Below are 16,573 nucleotides of genomic sequence, written 5' to 3' on the forward strand. Positions count from 1 at the left end.
AGCGCCCGTAGCTCAGCTGGATAGAGCAACTGACTTCTAATCAGTAGGTCGCAGGTTCGAATCCTGCCGGGCGCACCATATAAACCCCTGATACTCTTTGAGAAAATGAGTGTCGGGGGTTTTTCGTTTTATGAGGGAGGAAAAGGTCTCTTTTAAGAACAGCTCAATCGCGACCAGTGAGCTCAATGATTTGATGAAGGTAATCAGGGATATAAAGCCGGATGTTGAGACTGCTAGAGGGTTTGAAAATGCAGTTGAAAAAAATTAGCTATTCCGCGGCATCTTCATCGTCAAGCCGTTCAAGCGCTTCCATTGAAGCAAACTCTTCAGGATCTCTAGGCATCAACCGATTCATCACAAGTCCTTCTGGAAGTTGAATAGGCGGACAATCTCTGTACGCCCACGCTTCATCAAGTTGATATTGAGTAAGATTTTCTACGTTTTCAAAGGAGGCTCCACTCAAATTTGCTCTGAATAGGTCCGTGTTAAGCAAATCTGCTCCCAAGAAGTTTGCTTCACTCAAATCGGCTTGCACAAAGTGAGCATTAAACAGATTAGCTTGAACAAAATTAGTATCCCTAAGATCGGCTTGTGCAAAATTTACCCCAACAAGTTGGGCTAGATAAAAGGTGAGCGTGACGTTAACTACAGGTTCTTTTGCCTGATGAAAGGTGTTACGTTGTTTCTGTCGACGTTCCAGGGTAGCAAAGCTTCGAAGTCTTCGACGGTTTGAGCCTTTGGTAACTCAGTAAAAATATGTCGTAGGTAAGAATATGGCTCGATGCCGTTAGCCTTAGCCGTCTCCACTATGCCGTAGAGATTTGCACTGGCCTTTGCCCCGTTCTGGGAGTTTGAAAACAACCAATTTTTTCTTCCTATAACAAATGGTTTGATTACGCGCTCCATTTCATTGTTATCAATTGGTAGACGGCCATCATCAAGGTAGCGAATGAGCCTCGGCCACTGCTTGTCGATATAGTGCAAAGCCTTACCAAGTAACGATGTCGGCGGGGTCGTCGATATAACTTTGGTGATCCACTCTCTCAAGTCTTCAAGGATTGGTTTGGCCTTTTCCTCACGCAATCTCTGACGTTCGTGATTGCTCATGTCTTTGGCCAGTTTCTCTATACGGTATAAGCTCCTGATCGCTTTCATAGCATGGTCGGCGAGACCAGGTTTTCGCTTTTTGGATTTCTCTAGTGCCTTGATGACATCATTGAACTTGCGTCTAACGTGAGCCATGCAGCCAACCCCAACGATTGTGCTGTCGGATGTCACATTCAGATAGACCTGATACCCGTCACTGACAAGATAACCGGTGTAATCTTCCAGCAATCCCTTTGCCACGTGCTCTCCCCTGGATGGATCGTAGTGGAATAGAATGACCGGCTGATCCGGAGGCCCACCTTTTTGTCCCCACATGTAGGATTTGCTTTGAGGCTTTTTCCCTGGTTCTTTCAGCACCTGAACCCCGGTCTCATCCATAGCAATGATATCGTAGTTTAAAAGGTGATCAGTAAACAGATTGATCAGGGGCTGAACCAGATCGCCACATTTGATCACCCACCGGGAGAGTAATGTCCGGTTAAACTCAATCCCGGAGCGGTTCAGAACAGGTACCATACGGTAGAGGGGCAGGCCATCCACATACTTTCCCGTTACGATGTAAGCCAGCAACCCTGGGGATGCGATGCTTTTTGGTATGGGTTGTGGCGGCAGAGGTGCAATTGTTACGCCTTCTTCGCATGATTTACAGGCGTACTTGAAGCGCACATGCTGTAACACCTGTATTTTAGCGGGAATTATATCAAGCTGCTCGGTGACTTCTTCCCCGATCCTGGACATGAGGCCGCACCCGCAGGCGCAAAGCTTTTGTTCTTCTGGGATATCGTGCTCAATCCGGACACGAGGCAAGTCTTCAGACAAAGAACGGCGCCCACCTTTTTTACGAGTGTGAGCTGGAACTGCAATTTCCCCAATGTCGTCTTCTGTCTCGGTGCCATCCTCAGCCGTTTCCTCAGCTTCATCAAACAAATGGCCCTGTTGTTCAGGGACTGACTTCTCACTGGAGGGGGCAAACTGTTGATGCCGCAACAACCTGTTTTGCTCTTCAAGAATATCAATACGCGCATGAAGCCCACGGTTTAATACCCGCAATTCTTCATTACTTTCCAGGAGGTTGGAGTGCGCTTTTGACATAGCCGGAGTATAGCAAATTTATACTCACCAAAATAGTATAAAGTACTATAAATATTTAATATATTGCCGAGTAATTCACAGATTTATGCTCGTTCACATGGCGAAGATCAACACCATCCAGAAGCCAGTTCAGTTGCCTGCCATTGAGCTCAATCAGGGCTCCTTTGCTCAAATGAACAGGCCATGAAAATAGATCCTTTTCAAGGCTCTTCTGCCACATACAAAATCCGTTCTTTTCCCAATACAACATTTTTATCTTGTTGCTTAGGCGATTGCTGAAAACAAAGAGATGACCTGAAAATGGGTCAAGGCTCAGGATATCATCTACAAGAATGGACAAGCCATTTATCCCTTTGCGAAAATCCACAGGCTTCGCGCAAAGATAAATAACAGGCAAAGCATCCGAAGGTCGGCGCATCAGACACCTTCAAGGGCATTAACAATGGATGTCAGATCTGATGTCCGGCCCGACACAGGCCAGTTAACTTCAAGCCCGTTGCGCAAGATAACCAGGCAATGCAGTCGTACTGGGATATCTTCTGAACCAGATAAAACCCGATGCAAATTTTCATCCACACCTGTAACAGCAAAAAGACCTTTCTTAACCAGTTCACCTTTATGGTGGTAAAAATCCTTCAGATCAAGATCGTGGGCCTCGGCATAAGCTTTCATCCCAAGTCCACTCTGATCACAGATACGCGTATGAGACAGCCACTGAATTTCTGTAGGCGATAATTTTTGATCAACTGAGGACATTAAGCTACTCCATTCATAAGGAAAAAATGAAGCATACTTGCTGCGACTTAACTCAAAAAGATGGGGTTAACGTCACGCTCACGATAAAAGTTGGCATTGTTCAGTTTAGTTTGAACAAAATTAGCGCTATTCAATTTTGCTTTATAGAAATTAATCCTCTTGAGATTGCTTCCTTCAAAATCCACGTACTCAAGATCAACATCAGCCAAATTCATATCGTACAAATTTATATAGGTCCACCTGTGCAAATAGCTAGATTGTAGGCCGATTTCAACAACCCTTTTAGATTTGTCTTTGGTACCCATTTCGTTTTTGTAAAATTGAACAATGGACCTTGTTTCAGTCTTAGCTTCTCTTCTGATTTGACGAGTGCTCTCATCAACTTCATCACCCTTAAGTGGTCCCATTTTGCTACTTGTGGACACCAAATATTCATCAAATATCAAGAAAAAAGATGACTGTTCAAAGATTTTCTGTTCAACACCTTTCCACAATTGAATAAGAGACGCCATTCTCACATGAGGGCTACTGTTTCCAAGTTGTTCAAAAGCTTTATTGAACTGCTCAGCATCATGTTTCTTAATTTCAAGATCTCTTTGAGCCTCCAATACGCCAGTTCTCCTCCAAGCCAACCAAAGCCCAATACCTGCCCCGATGACACCAAAGCTAAGCATGATGTTGCGGAGTGTTTCAGCAAGGCCGGCATTTTCACCTCCCCAATACTGAAGGCTCCAGAATGCAACATCACTAGCAGATGGGTTAACAGTCGAGGTTATCGAACTGTTTGCAGAGACTAGGTACAGTAGCGCTCCAAAAAACAAAGCTCCAATGATAACCAGCAGTATCCCTGGAATTTTAAACGGGTCTTTAATGTTCATGGTGAAGTCCTGAAGAGGGAGGCTGCGTGATGGATTTAACTATCGGTAACTGGCTTATTATTCTTGGGCAAAAATTCAAACCTACAATAGCGGCACACTCTCGCTTCCTTTTTGACGGTTTCAGCGCAATCAGGACAAGTCTTTGACATGCTTTTCATAAGTTCTCTATTTGGGCTCTTCTCCGCTTTGTTGAGTAGAAAAAGATGCCGACCGCCAAGTAACCTGTTGATATGTATGGTTTCTGATAACTTTACATAGAGCAGGTATATGACAATCAACATCTCGCAGCATATTTTAGGCCTCAAAGGGCAACGTGTAAATGAAATTAAACTGGATGACGGCGGTGTTAAGATTGTCATTCACTGCAGCCGAGACGCGCGTAGGAGGGCTATAGACCCTGCTACAGGCCAGAAGGGAAGCATCAACCAGCATGTCCGCCGACAAGTAAACGACATCCCCCTTTTTGGGTATCCTTGTGTGGTCGAGATTGAGCTGGCGCAGGTTTATATTAACAAGGGCGAACGCCGCATTGAGGGGTGTGATTTTGTTGATAAAGGGTGCCGTTTCACTCACCGATTTTGCCGACTGATCAGTGGATTATGTCGGCATATGTCTATTCAAGCGGTTTCCAGACATTTGGATATACGATGGGAAACGGTCAAGAATATCGACAGGGCATACCTTATTGAAACTCTCCCTACGCTTGATCCTGCAGAGCTAACTGGCTTGGAATATATTGGTGTAGATGAAGTTGCCCGGGCGAAAGGTCATGACTACATGACGGTGGTCTACGATATGGTTGGCGGTCATCTGATCTGGGTTGAAGCAGGCCGAACTGCCGAGGTTTTTTCAAGGTTTTTGAAACAACTGCAACCAGATACAGCCTGCAAAATAAAGGCCGTAGCGATGGATATGGGGCCTGCCTACCAAAAGGCTGTCAGAGAGTCCTTGCCGTTGGCCGACATAGTATTTGACCGTTTCCACGTCATGAAAAACTACAGCAAAGCTATCCATAATCAGCGTCGACTTGAGTTCAGAAAGGCCGATCCAAGTGGTAAAGAGTTGATGAAAGGGACACATTATCTGTTGCTCAAAAATGCGGATAAGTTGAGTGAAAAACAAAGTGACAAGCTGCAAAGGTTGCTGGAGAGCAATAGCAACCTGAATGCACTTTACGTCTTGAAAGAACAGCTTCAGCTGCTGTGGAGTGCCGCTTCATTTGAGGCGATGGCGGAGCAACTGGAACGTTGGTGCCTGATAGCAGATCAGTCACAGATGCTCTATCTAAAAAAGTTCGCGAAATCCCTACGGAAACATTGTGTGGGCATCTGCAACTACGCCAAACACAAGCTCACAAGCGCCAGGATAGAGGCTGGTAATGTCAGTATAGGAATGATCCGTAAGCGAGCCAGAGGCATCAAGGATACCGAATACTTCAAACTCAAAATTAGACAATCATCCATTCCAGATAATCAATCTATGCTCTATTTGAAATCCTAAATCTACTCAACAAAGCGGAGAAGTGCCTCTATTTGGATTGGATACAAAGAGATTATTGTCTTCAACAGCTTTATAAGCCCAGATTCCATCCATAGCTATCCACAATACCAGTATTACGATGAAGCCGTACTGCAGCTCAATTTCCCCATGATAGTAAGCCGTAATCACTGCACTAAAAAGAATAGCCATAAGACTTCCACTAAAGTGCCTCCCAAGGTAATGCCGATGAAACCCAAGAGCTCCAAAAGTAGCCAAAAGGGCGAGGGCAATTCCTACATTTTTTTTGGTGTATGTTTTTTTATGAGCGATATCATTGGTACTTTGATTTGGTTCAAACATCTTCACTCCCTCACTATACGAATATTCACAATAGGACTCGCTGAGTGTCCAGAGATATTTAATCTCTATGGTAGAAAAATTATGATTATGTGATGGCTTTATTTCTTGCGTTATCCCCTACGTCTGCATTCTCGTTGCCGAAATCTGAAGGGTTTCAGGTTCCAACGACCTACGACGTACAAGCAGGAAATTATGAAGCGAACGTGCCAATAAGCAACCGCCAGTTGACCCTCAGTCAAATAGCTCCTGTGTTAATCCCGAGCCAAATTATTTAGGCTAACAAGAAGTTCATAATCATTCCTATATGTTCCTTTCTTCTTTTCAAACAGTACTTTATAGGGGTGTAACAATGCAAAAAGCTTCTGTCATACATGCCGTGACACGGTTGATATCCAGCTTGGAAATGGAACTTGAGGGTAAAGGGGTTGGGATTGAGGTCAGTGAAGACTTCCATGAACTTGAACGTGTATGCAAATCCATAGAAGGTCGAAAAAATATCTCTGAACCCTTCAGTTCAAAATATTATGACATCATGCCGAGAAATGGATTTTGGGTGAGGGGCTTCAATACAAAGGGAGAAACGGTCGGCACCCAGGTCATGCGGTTATCAGAACTTGGTGCGACCACCCTGGCGTCCTATTGGCAACAACACCTGAAACGTCTCCATGGTGGCAAACTCAAAGAAAGCTCTAGTCCTGCAGCACAACAGATTAAGGGCCGGGTGGTTTATCATGGTGATGTTTGGGTTGATCGGTCTTGTGCGCGGATGAACCTTGCTGGCTTAATGTCCCGCATTGCTCTGCCTACTGCACTTTTGAAATGGGAGCCTGATTATGTATATGGCTTTATGGATGAGAGATTATGTCTTTCAGGTTTTGCCCTGAAAGAAGGCTACTTCCATTGTGAACCCATAGGTTCTCATTGGGCAGAGCAACCACGAGATATTAATCCGAACGATTGGTTGGTTTGGATGGCGCGTCGTGATTTGGAGTATTTGGCAGAACAGCGAATGATTTCAAACCCGTCACGCTCCCAATTACATTCCCCCCACTTCGAAAACGACAAGGCAACAAAAGACGCTCATAACTAACAATACAATTGCCTTTGTCAGGGTGATATAGAGGGGCAATAATTTCGTGTACCATCGGCGTGTTCTCTTCAAGTACTTTTACATATTGTTCAGTAACGGTTAGATCGAATTCTTCATCGGGTAGGGTTGATCCATTGCAACTTTGTGCCCAATTTTGTCCGAAGACGATAGCAGTCACCGACGTCGAACCCGCATGAATTAGAGGAGGGATTTTATCTTCTTGCTGGATAATCGATATTTGTATGTTGGCTCTTCTCCGCTTTGTTGAGTAGATTTAGGATTTCAAATAGAGCATAGATTGATTATCTGGAATGGATGATTGTCTAATTTTGAGTTTGAAGTATTCGGTATCCTTGATGCCTCTGGCTCGCTTACGGATCATTCCTATACTGACATTACCAGCCTCTATCCTGGCGCTTGTGAGCTTGTGTTTGGCGTAGTTGCAGATGCCCACACAATGTTTCCGTAGGGATTTCGCGAACTTTTTTAGATAGAGCATCTGTGACTGATCTGCTATCAGGCACCAACGTTCCAGTTGCTCCGCCATCGCCTCAAATGAAGCGGCACTCCACAGCAGCTGAAGCTGTTCTTTCAAGACGTAAAGTGCATTCAGGTTGCTATTGCTCTCCAGCAACCTTTGCAGCTTGTCACTTTGTTTTTCACTCAACTTATCCGCATTTTTGAGCAACAGATAATGCGTCCCTTTCATCAACTCTTTACCACTTGGATCGGCCTTTCTGAACTCAAGTCGACGCTGATTATGGATAGCTTTGCTGTAGTTTTTCATGACGTGGAAACGGTCAAATACTATGTCGGCCAACGGCAAGGACTCTCTGACAGCCTTTTGGTAGGCAGGCCCCATATCCATCGCTACGGCCTTTATTTTGCAGGCTGTATCTGGTTGCAGTTGTTTCAAAAACCTTGAAAAAACCTCGGCAGTTCGGCCTGCTTCAACCCAGATCAGATGACCGCCAACCATATCGTAGACCACCGTCATGTAGTCATGACCTTTCGCCCGGGCAACTTCATCTACACCAATATATTCCAAGCCAGTTAGCTCTGCAGGATCAAGCGTAGGGAGAGTTTCAATAAGGTATGCCCTGTCGATATTCTTGACCGTTTCCCATCGTATATCCAAATGTCTGGAAACCGCTTGAATAGACATATGCCGACATAATCCACTGATCAGTCGGCAAAATCGGTGAGTGAAACGGCACCCTTTATCAACAAAATCACACCCCTCAATGCGGCGTTCGCCCTTGTTAATATAAACCTGCGCCAGCTCAATCTCGACCACACAAGGATACCCAAAAAGGGGGATGTCGTTTACTTGTCGGCGGACATGCTGGTTGATGCTTCCCTTCTGGCCTGTAGCAGGGTCTATAGCCCTCCTACGCGCGTCTCGGCTGCAGTGAATGACAATCTTAACACCGCCGTCATCCAGTTTAATTTCATTTACACGTTGCCCTTTGAGGCCTAAAATATGCTGCGAGATGTTGATTGTCATATACCTGCTCTATGTAAAGTTATCAGAAACCATACATATCAACAGGTTACTTGGCGGTCGGCATCTTTTTCTACTCAACAAAGCGGAGAAGAGCCTGTATGTTCTCTAAAATGGCTGATGTTTCCTGATCATTCCCAATGATACCGTCAGAAAGTTCCCACCACTTAAACCCCCGCTTAAGACTTGGCAGAGCCTTGTCCACAAGAAAGGAAATAGGTTGTGATGTTATATTTTCTTCGCTCATTACCACAAAACCAAAGGAAGCTAATATATTGAGATCATGTAACAATGCCTGTGATGAGGTTCATCATCAATAGATTTTTTGGAAACCTTGATAAGTTAGCATTTGGCTGACATATAGATCTCAAGTATGTAGTCAAGGCTCGGTTATTTCTCAGAAGTTCATTATTGTTAGAGTTTGAAAGTAATAGCGCAGTTTATGACAGAGAATATAAAGACATCAAAAATCAGCTCCGAACTCAAACTTCGGCAAAGAATTTCTATGAGCCCTCCCGCAGGTTCAAAGATAAAAATCGACTGGAATGAGGGCTATCCAAGGCTGGTTATTCCGCACAAGAAAAATGGGATTTTCAACTATCTAATCGGTATTTGGTGTTTGATATGGACACTTATATGGCTAGGCCATCACCTTTTACATATTTAATTTTTACAAGCCTGAAACAAATTTAAATCCTAGAGTTATAGGAGTTATTTCTTTTGCCATGCTTGCTCTAACTTCATTAATAACATTTCGAATACTTAGATTTTCTCGCCCTCAAATCCTGTTACTTAAAAATAAAAATTGCTATATAGATAGCGGATTAAGAAGAGCTAGACCGTTTAATATGCTTTTAGCCATGATATTAAAAAACCTCACGTTGTTTGATCTACTAGGTAGAAGTAAGCGATTTGAGATTTCCCCTTCAGAACTTTTGAAGTTGAACCTTGGTAAAGAAAAAGATGGTACTTATCTAACTATAGTTCATAAGGGAAAAGATCTAGAACTTGCACCGGACTTACGGCCTGAAGACAGAGTTTGGTTACTCGATTACTTAACAACACATTACGCGTAAACACAGACCTATAAAGATCAATTAATGTATCGTTACAATCAATTAGCAGAAGAACTTGATGCCACAGAAGACTTCCGTGTTCTGCAACGTTTACAGATTAAAAATCAATATCATGATTTTCAACCGGATCTGACGAACATCCGTAAGGGGCTTTATATTGATGTGGAAACCACAGGGCTAAATCACGAACAGGATGAAATCATCGAATTAGCGATGATCCCGTTTCGTTTTACTCGGGATGGGCAGCTTCTCGATCTTGGGAGCGCTTTTGATCAACTTCAGGAACCTAAAAAAGCGATATCTGCCGAGATTACTACATTAACAGGTATTAGCAATGAGATGGTTCAGGGCAAGAAGATAGATCATGATCTGGTGCATAGAATTGTTTCTGATGTTGATATCGTGATTGCCCACAATGCCGGGTTTGACCGTAAGTTCGTTGAGATGACCTGGCCTGTCTTTGAAAAAAAATCCTGGGGGTGTTCTCAGAAAGACATTTCCTGGAGCAAAGAAGGGGTTGCAGGATCAAAACTCGAATATATCGCCGTTCACTACGGATTTTTCTACGATGCACACCGGGCTGAAACTGACTGTCGCGCGGGCCTTGAAATCTTATCCAGAGACCTCCCCAAATCTGGTGAAAAAGCATTAAAAGCTCTTTTGGAAAGTGCCCGAAAACCCGTATTTAGAATATGCGCAGAGAAGGCGCCATTTCAGAGCAAGGATATATTAAAAGGGCGAGGCTATAGATGGAACGATGGGGCGAATGGGCAACCCAAAGCCTGGTATATTGATTGCTCAGAAGATGACCAGGAAGCAGAGCTAGCTTATCTCAAGACAGAAATTTACACGAACTCCGATACCTTTATTCCGGTAAAACGTATAACGGCTTTTGAGCGTTATTCTAATAGAATTTAAACGCCAACTCCTATTTTAGCCCGCCCTGGAGCACTTACTTTGGGGGCGCCCATTAGCCATGGGTATTCGTTTCGTTCTTTTCAATATCTTCGAAAAACCGACTAATCCAATGAACTATTTGGGATGTGTTCGATTTCGGTTACTTTTCAAAACTTAAATAATAACATGTAAATTCAGTAACTTATATAATATTTTACACATTATCAAAAAAAAGTAATCACAAGTTAATTAATTTACATAATTTCCTGACAAGCCCAAACCCTTGTTGCCTGTACAAGCAAACGGACGGATATTTTTCGCACAAAGGCAAATAAAAAACAAAACGCCTACGGTTGTAGAGCGTCAACCACTTTGTCCGGTTGCGTCAACCACCTTGGCCGCTTTTGATGCGGCTGTGATCTGACGTTTATTTACGATGCTTCAGGCATATTTTTCACCTTTTTGTTTGTGGTTTTCCGCAACATTTTTTTGAGATTTTGGGCGGCTTCCCATTGTCTGTAGCTGTCGATATTCATCTCAAGAATGGTTGAGTGGTGAACAAGACGATCGATTGCTGCAACGGTCATGGCCTTATCTTGAAAAATATTGTCCCATCCGCTAAAAGGTTGATTGGCAGCAATTGCAATACTTCGGTACTCATATCGTCTGGCGATCAATTCAAAGAGCACGGATGTTTCAGATATATCCCTTTGTGCATAGGTAATATCATCGAGAATGATGAGATCAAATTTATCGAGTTTTGCGAGGGCGTTTTCGAGCATAAGTTCACGTCTGGCAGCCTGGAGTTTTTGCACCAGATCACTGGTTTGCGTATAGAGCACACGGTATCCAGCCTCTATAAGAGCATAACCTACGGCGCATAGGAGATGAGTTTTTCCTCCCCCTGAATTTCCAATGGCAATCAGATTTGCTCTTGCGTCAATCCAGTCACCGGCAGACAAGGCTTCGACCTGCGCCTTTTTCACGTTAGGCAGCCGCTTGAAGTTAAAAGTGGCCAGAGTTTTTCCGCCCAGCAGGTTTGATGCGTTGAGATGGCGTTGAATGCGTCGCGTGTCCCTTTCGGCCAATTCATATTCGGCCAAAACGGCAAGGAACCTGGCTGCTGACCAGCCCTCCTTGTCGGATTGGATTGCGATATCTTGCCAGTGTTTGTGAAAGCTGGGTAATCGTAAGTCAGTTAGCATAAGAGGCAGCTTGTGCTGATCCACTTCAATGTTTGTCATGCCCGATCCTCCAACAGAGTATCAAAGACTGATAATGAAGGTTGAACCACGGGAATATCAGGAGGTAAATCCGTGTTCTTTTTTGTGATATTCAGCTTAAGTTTTTTTGCGCAAGGTAGCCTTCCTGCATTGATTTCTCTCGAAATCAGGTGCGCGACTTCGGCCTCACAAGCCTCTTCGTGCGCAAGGAAAAGTATCCCAACCATCTGACGACACGCATCTCTGCGGGACAACTTTTTCTGAAACAATGTCCAGGCCAGGGAGTACTCGGTTCTTGGAAAAATACTGTCACGATAAATAGAATTGGCGAGTGCCTGAGGTTTACGTTTGAGAGCATGAATGACGTGATGATAATTGATAACATGAATGCGGGGGCCTTTGCCGTGCCCCCGCTCACGAGAATGGCTGACGACATGAGTGCTGCCTAGATAGGCTTCTATCCGGTTATCGTAAATATGGACACGCAAGCGTTGACCAATTAGGCGAGAAGGGGCGCTATAAAAAACCTGCTTAACTAAAAAACCACTTGTTTTGGTAACTCTCGACACGACTTCAGTGTAATCTGTTGTTCGCCGAGGAGGTAACGCCTTGAGAGATTTCAACTCTGTTTGGATATCTTGGTCACGATGTTTGTTCCGTCTAGCAATCAGCTCGTCCAAAAATCGCCGATACTCATCCAAAGTGTCAAAGTCATTACTGCCACGCAAAATCAGGGCCTGCTTTATCGCAGTCTTAAGGTGACCGTGGTGAGATTCAATGGCACCGTTCTCGTGTGATTCCCCTCTGTTATTTCGACTGGCCTCCATACCGTAGTGCTCAACAAAAGCAGAATAACGTTTGGTAATGTCCTCCTTTTCCTCAACGCTCAAATTCCGAAAGGCCGCAGACAGGCTGTCGGTCCGGTGGTTTTCAGGAGCGCCCCCCAAGGACCAAAGCGCATTTTGTAAGTTCTCCGCAAGGGCTGTAAAACTCTCACCGCCAAGTACGACCCCAACATGTTCCCATCGGCTATATACCAGAACAAAATGATAGAGCCGATGCACCAAAGGATCTCCTGCAATGGTAATACTTAAGTCGGCTGCATCCGTGAAATCTGATTGGCCCATGTAACCCGGCTCAGGTGTTTGCCTGAAAATGATATCCTTTTCAGGGCCATTCAGAGCCCGCCATCCCCGAACTCGGCGCTCTAACGTGCGCTTGACACGGTCATCGGGAAAACGGAGCGGATAGAGGCTCTGTATGTGGCGCAACAAAGTAATGGGTTTGACCGAGTTGTCTTTATCCAAAATGGGAAGGATGTCCTTATCCCAGATATCTTCAAGCGGATCAGAAACTGTTCGCCCTCGCTTTATATTGCGTTGTGACGGTAAAGTCGCATCAACGTCAAATCGGCGGGCCGTGCGTTCGCTAAACCCTGCGCGGGCAGCGGCGGTTCGTTGACCATGAGTTTTTCTATCTGTCATGTAAAGTCTCAGTTGTTCATCTGTGATAAATTTATACGGCAAACAGGTTCCTCCAATTACATCTAGAGGTTCCTAATTTATCAACTCACAGCAGCTTGTAACTAACACCAAATTAAGCCTTGGCCGGTGGATCTGATTATCAAACGGGCACGCCCTTTTTAATGATCAGATCCACCGGCCAAGGTGGTTGTCGCAACCGGCCAAGGTTATTGTCGCTGAACAAACCTGAATTCTTGCACTTATCCGGTTTTCCCGTCTCACATTAAGTGACCGTATAAAACCAAACTTGCCCACAATAAATGACGCTATCTATTAGCCTGCCCACAATAAGTGATTTTATCCGTGGGTAATTCTCACATTATTTGACTTTATCGAGTTGATTTGATTTTTCCGGAAATCATCGAAGCAAGCACTTCGAGTTCATCCATATATCACCATTAAAAATGATCGTTTCATGTGACGTTAATCATAAAAGAAATGCATTGTGTTTTCGATCTGATAGTCTATAGAAAAATGATGTTTTTAGGCTCAGGACTCATTAAATCCACCATATAGGCCTAATGACATCATAGCTGCCCAAAAACGACATCTCAACGAACATATAGAGAACAAAGATTCAGCACTGCTGCTTATCCGTCTTCCAACCGAAGGTATTGATACAAAGTTTCTCGACTGATACAAAAGTCTCGTGCAACCTGTGATTTTGTTACGCCGGATGCCACCTGTTTTTTCAGATCACAGACCTGATCCGATGAGAGCGCCTTCTTTCTTCCTCTATACGCGCCTCGTTTTTTAGCCAACTCGATGCCTTCACGCTGTCGTTCCCGGATCAGCGACCGTTCAAACTCTGCAAATGCTCCCATAACTGATAACATCAAGGTCGCCATTGGTAAGTCCTCGCCCGTGAAGGTCAAGCCTTCCTTGATAAACTCTATACGAACATCACGGATTGTCAGAGACTGTACAATCTGACGCAGGTCATCAAGATTTCGTGCCAGGCGATCCATACTGTGAACAACGACAGTGTCACCGATCCTGACAAATTTTAAGAGTTCATCTAATTGAGGGCGATTAACATCCTTGCCAGATGCACTATCTGTAAAAACACGATCAAGTTTGAGCTTTTCAAGTTGTCGTTCCGGGTTCTGTTCATAGGTGCTTACCCGAATGTAGCCGATACGCTGACCAATCATTTATTATTTCCTCAAAACTGTCAGGAAAGAATCTATGACCCTGAACACTTTGTGTCAACAGATAGAACAATTGACCCTATACTGACAAGTATCAGATTATGTACCTGACGTCAGGCTGGAGTATACCCAAAACCCACACTTCTAAATCTGCTCAGTTCAAACAGCATTTTTTGTATTTCTTGCCACTACCGCATGGGCAAGGGTCATTGCGTCCAACTTTAGGACTTGTTCTCTCAAGCGGGATGGTGTCTTCAGCGAAAAGGTCAGGATCATGAGGGATCATATTTGTAAGGTGTTCAAGTAAATCACCTTCGGTTAGCTCACCATCTGGGGAATTTCCAAACACCATGGATTTCGCCATTCCCCAGTTTCCAGGATCTTCAGATTTCTTAATCATTTTTGGAGAAATTTTTGCAATATGTTTTTGCAAAGCTTTTGTCTTTGATAAAAAACCTTGCTGTTCGCTCCATGTAAAAAACCGAGTTATCGTCGGAGCGAAAGTTGCAAACATTTCAGCACTCGCCGATACTTTCCGCGGCATGATATCCAAACACACGTCATCTATTATATATTCATCGATATCTGCAGGTCCTGCCAAATGGTAACCATAACAAAAATCGTAGAAACAGCTGATCATGAAATATCCATTTTGTTTCTCACAGTCATTAAGCTCCTCAAATAACAGGTCTTTTTCGAACTCGTCAAACGCGACATCAAACCAGTCTGAAATTGTGGAAGCATCTTGGTCGGAATATTCACCATCTGTAATAAAGGATAAATTATTCACTAAAGCATCCCCTAAGGGGCTATACAGTTCTGGACTATCGTCATCGTGATACAACAATGTTGATCTCGGTTGCTGAAGCAATTTTTCTTCTGCAGCATCAATTGTTGTGTAGAGGATCTCTCGCATTACAGGAATTTTACGGAGAGCCTTCTGATTGATGAGTTGGAATGCAGCGGCAGCCAAACATTTCCAGTCAGGATTTTGTTGATCGTCTTTCAGCATTGCTGCGGTTTGTAACATTCGTTGCGCCCAGATTTCCCGGCGTGTTTCCAGATATTTCCAGAGTTTGGTTTCAATTGTGCGCTCTGAACCGGTTGATGAGACAATAGCTCTGGTGGTTTCATTGTCTTCAAACCAGCAATCAGTCAAAGGAAAGAGTCTGTACCAGGTGTCTTCGCCATTAACCAGGCGACCCCGTTTTTGCGGAGACGCGTCACTTATTTCACCTTGTGGGTCTACATATTCCATCCATGCCTGTACTGATGTGGCTTGAGGTTTTAAAGAGAAAAGTCCGCACTGTTCCACAACGTCCAATAAGCCAGGTGCTGGTAGGGCCTTATGTTCAAGCCCATCTGCCAATGCTGACTGTAAAATTAATTCAAGTGTTTGTTGGTCTATTAGAAAGCCTGGAGAGTGCGAACTTACTTTCTCCAAAATTCCATGAGCTTCTTTGAGACTGTCGCAGGGAATGACAAATGCATCTTTAATTCCATGCCCCATTTTTGTAAGTAACATGGAAACTGTCACGTTTTGTCCGTTCTGTGCCAGAATAGAAAGGCTTTGCGATCCTACCCCGTCAACGACACTGGCCCTCCTCTCATGGATTTGTATAGCAACCTGATTTTCAATAGCCCCTGAAATTTCTTTGCGCCGTGCATTTTTTAATGCGTTATCTATTATATTCCGCGCCCGGCCAGAACCCATCCAACTGCGTAGCATAGGCATATATTGAAGAGTTTCGGGATGAAGTTTGGCTAATGCCGCGTTGTCAGCCAACCCCATAGCCGCAGATTCACGTATTAAAGGTGTTCGGTCCAGCAACCAATACAATGCTAGTCGTTCAAATGCAGGATTTTCCATTGTTGAAACATAACGGGCAAACCCAGCTTGTGCATCGCTCGGGAAAGCCGAGGAGGCATTATTCAAAGCAAGATAGAAATCATACGATGTCCCACCCTCTTCCTGGAGAGAGGTCAACATCTGTTCCAGGTCGGCGGGCAATGGAGTTGGAAATTCAGGTGTATCAAAGTCCGAATTTAAATCAAAAATCAGGACTTCAGGTACTTTTAGGCTTGCCCTTCCATAACATTCGACCAAGTTCATATGAGTGTGATACTCAAAGCTCTTTTTTGCCTGCAGGGACTTAAGAGCGACCTCAGAGCTTTCCAGGAAAGTTTTACCGTAAAGACCATCATTCTCAACGTCCATCCGGGCTTCATCTAGAAGGCGGGTGAATAAATCACTGAACCTCGTTTCTTCGGATTTTCCCTCTTTAGATATGCCTAGAATCAAAGTTTTTGCTATCTTGTCATCACTTAACAGGTCCGATTTTACGGATAAAAAATATTCATAAAATACACTCGAATCAAAACCATACGTTTGAATAAAGTCGAGACAGGTATTTAACAGTTTTTTGGACACAAGATC

General features: G+C 44.0%; 17 protein-coding genes and 1 tRNA gene. 6 read left to right on the plus strand and 12 right to left on the minus strand.

All coding sequences use genetic code 11. From position 1 onward, the window contains the following. Position 1: 1 nt before the first annotated feature. A tRNA-Arg gene (locus ACOGW3_RS18170) sits at positions 2–78 on the plus strand. A 190-nt stretch (positions 79–268) separates the two neighbouring features. Here the strand turns inward: ACOGW3_RS18170 and ACOGW3_RS18175 are convergent. Genes ACOGW3_RS18175 through ACOGW3_RS18200 form a run of 6 tightly spaced genes read right to left on the minus strand, consistent with a single transcriptional unit; the run spans position 269 to position 4,114 of the window. Then, entirely contained in the window at positions 269–700 is a 432-nt protein-coding gene (locus ACOGW3_RS18175) for a pentapeptide repeat-containing protein (RefSeq protein ID WP_419905953.1), read from the minus strand. Further along, the gene (gene tnpC, locus ACOGW3_RS18180; RefSeq protein WP_419902249.1) at positions 646–2,199 is read right to left on the minus strand and encodes an IS66 family transposase; all 1,554 of its coding nucleotides are present in this window, start codon (positions 2,197–2,199) and stop codon (positions 646–648) included. The genes ACOGW3_RS18175 and tnpC overlap by 55 nt, the downstream gene beginning before the upstream one ends. A 55-nt stretch (positions 2,200–2,254) precedes the next feature. After that, positions 2,255–2,617 carry an IS66 family insertion sequence element accessory protein TnpB gene (gene tnpB / locus ACOGW3_RS18185; protein WP_419901186.1) on the minus strand — a complete coding sequence of 121 codons (363 nt, stop codon included), beginning with the start codon at positions 2,615–2,617 and terminating at the stop codon, positions 2,255–2,257. Then, positions 2,617–2,955 carry a hypothetical protein gene (locus tag ACOGW3_RS18190; protein WP_419902248.1) on the minus strand — a complete coding sequence of 113 codons (339 nt, stop codon included), beginning with the start codon at positions 2,953–2,955 and terminating at the stop codon, positions 2,617–2,619. The genes tnpB and ACOGW3_RS18190 overlap by 1 nt, the downstream gene beginning before the upstream one ends. A 47-nt stretch (positions 2,956–3,002) precedes the next feature. Further along, positions 3,003–3,833 (minus strand): pentapeptide repeat-containing protein, encoded by an 831-nt coding sequence (locus tag ACOGW3_RS18195; protein ID WP_419904273.1) that lies wholly within the window; start codon positions 3,831–3,833, stop codon positions 3,003–3,005. Between the two features lie 35 nt (positions 3,834–3,868). Continuing rightward, the gene (locus ACOGW3_RS18200) at positions 3,869–4,114 is read right to left on the minus strand and encodes a hypothetical protein (RefSeq protein WP_419904274.1); all 246 of its coding nucleotides are present in this window, start codon (positions 4,112–4,114) and stop codon (positions 3,869–3,871) included. On the opposite strand from ACOGW3_RS18200, the gene ACOGW3_RS18205 reads away from it, so the two are divergent. Continuing rightward, positions 4,101–5,333: an ISL3 family transposase gene (locus ACOGW3_RS18205; protein ID WP_419901077.1), complete on the plus strand. Its 1,233-nt coding sequence runs from the start codon at positions 4,101–4,103 to the stop codon at positions 5,331–5,333. The genes ACOGW3_RS18200 and ACOGW3_RS18205 overlap by 14 nt on opposite strands. A 6-nt stretch (positions 5,334–5,339) precedes the next feature. Here ACOGW3_RS18205 and ACOGW3_RS18210 read toward each other — a convergent pair whose 3' ends face one another. After that, a complete protein-coding gene (locus ACOGW3_RS18210) occupies positions 5,340–5,672 on the minus strand; it encodes a hypothetical protein (RefSeq protein WP_419904275.1) in 333 nt (110 codons plus the stop codon). 349 nt (positions 5,673–6,021) lie between these two features. Between ACOGW3_RS18210 and ACOGW3_RS18215 the strand changes: the two genes are divergently transcribed. Beyond that, positions 6,022–6,762 (plus strand): hypothetical protein, encoded by a 741-nt coding sequence (locus tag ACOGW3_RS18215; RefSeq protein WP_419904276.1) that lies wholly within the window; start codon positions 6,022–6,024, stop codon positions 6,760–6,762. Between the two features lie 274 nt (positions 6,763–7,036). Here ACOGW3_RS18215 and ACOGW3_RS18220 read toward each other — a convergent pair whose 3' ends face one another. Continuing rightward, positions 7,037–8,269: an ISL3 family transposase gene (locus ACOGW3_RS18220; protein WP_419901077.1), complete on the minus strand. Its 1,233-nt coding sequence runs from the start codon at positions 8,267–8,269 to the stop codon at positions 7,037–7,039. Here ACOGW3_RS18220 and ACOGW3_RS18225 point away from each other — a divergent pair. From ACOGW3_RS18225 to ACOGW3_RS18235, 3 genes are all read left to right on the plus strand, one after another. Beyond that, the gene (locus ACOGW3_RS18225; protein ID WP_419904277.1) at positions 8,256–8,378 is read left to right on the plus strand and encodes a hypothetical protein; all 123 of its coding nucleotides are present in this window, start codon (positions 8,256–8,258) and stop codon (positions 8,376–8,378) included. The two genes, ACOGW3_RS18220 and ACOGW3_RS18225, sit on opposite strands and share 14 nt — an antisense overlap. 613 nt (positions 8,379–8,991) lie before the next feature. After that, positions 8,992–9,342, plus strand: coding sequence for a hypothetical protein (locus ACOGW3_RS18230; RefSeq protein ID WP_419904278.1), 351 nt, complete (start codon positions 8,992–8,994; stop codon positions 9,340–9,342). A 24-nt stretch (positions 9,343–9,366) separates the two neighbouring features. Next, a complete protein-coding gene (locus tag ACOGW3_RS18235) occupies positions 9,367–10,260 on the plus strand; it encodes a 3'-5' exonuclease (protein WP_419904279.1) in 894 nt (297 codons plus the stop codon). Between the two features lie 410 nt (positions 10,261–10,670). Here ACOGW3_RS18235 and istB read toward each other — a convergent pair whose 3' ends face one another. The 4 genes from istB to ACOGW3_RS18255 all read right to left on the minus strand — a co-directional run bounded on the left by istB (position 10,671) and on the right by ACOGW3_RS18255 (position 16,567). After that, positions 10,671–11,483, minus strand: coding sequence for an IS21-like element helper ATPase IstB (gene istB, locus ACOGW3_RS18240; RefSeq protein WP_419901088.1), 813 nt, complete (start codon positions 11,481–11,483; stop codon positions 10,671–10,673). After that, positions 11,480–12,988, minus strand: coding sequence for an IS21 family transposase (gene istA / locus ACOGW3_RS18245; protein WP_419901087.1), 1,509 nt, complete (start codon positions 12,986–12,988; stop codon positions 11,480–11,482). Before istA ends, istB begins: the two co-directional genes overlap by 4 nt. Before the next feature lie 587 nt (positions 12,989–13,575). Next, positions 13,576–14,139 carry a recombinase family protein gene (locus ACOGW3_RS18250; protein WP_419904280.1) on the minus strand — a complete coding sequence of 188 codons (564 nt, stop codon included), beginning with the start codon at positions 14,137–14,139 and terminating at the stop codon, positions 13,576–13,578. Positions 14,140–14,290: 151 nt separating this feature from the next. Beyond that, positions 14,291–16,567: a YecA family protein gene (locus ACOGW3_RS18255; protein ID WP_419904281.1), complete on the minus strand. Its 2,277-nt coding sequence runs from the start codon at positions 16,565–16,567 to the stop codon at positions 14,291–14,293. Positions 16,568–16,573: the final 6 nt, after the last annotated feature.

It is taken from the genome of Kiloniella sp. (genome assembly GCF_965205715.1).
In the GTDB taxonomy this organism is placed as follows: Bacteria; Pseudomonadota; Alphaproteobacteria; order Kiloniellales; family Kiloniellaceae; genus Kiloniella.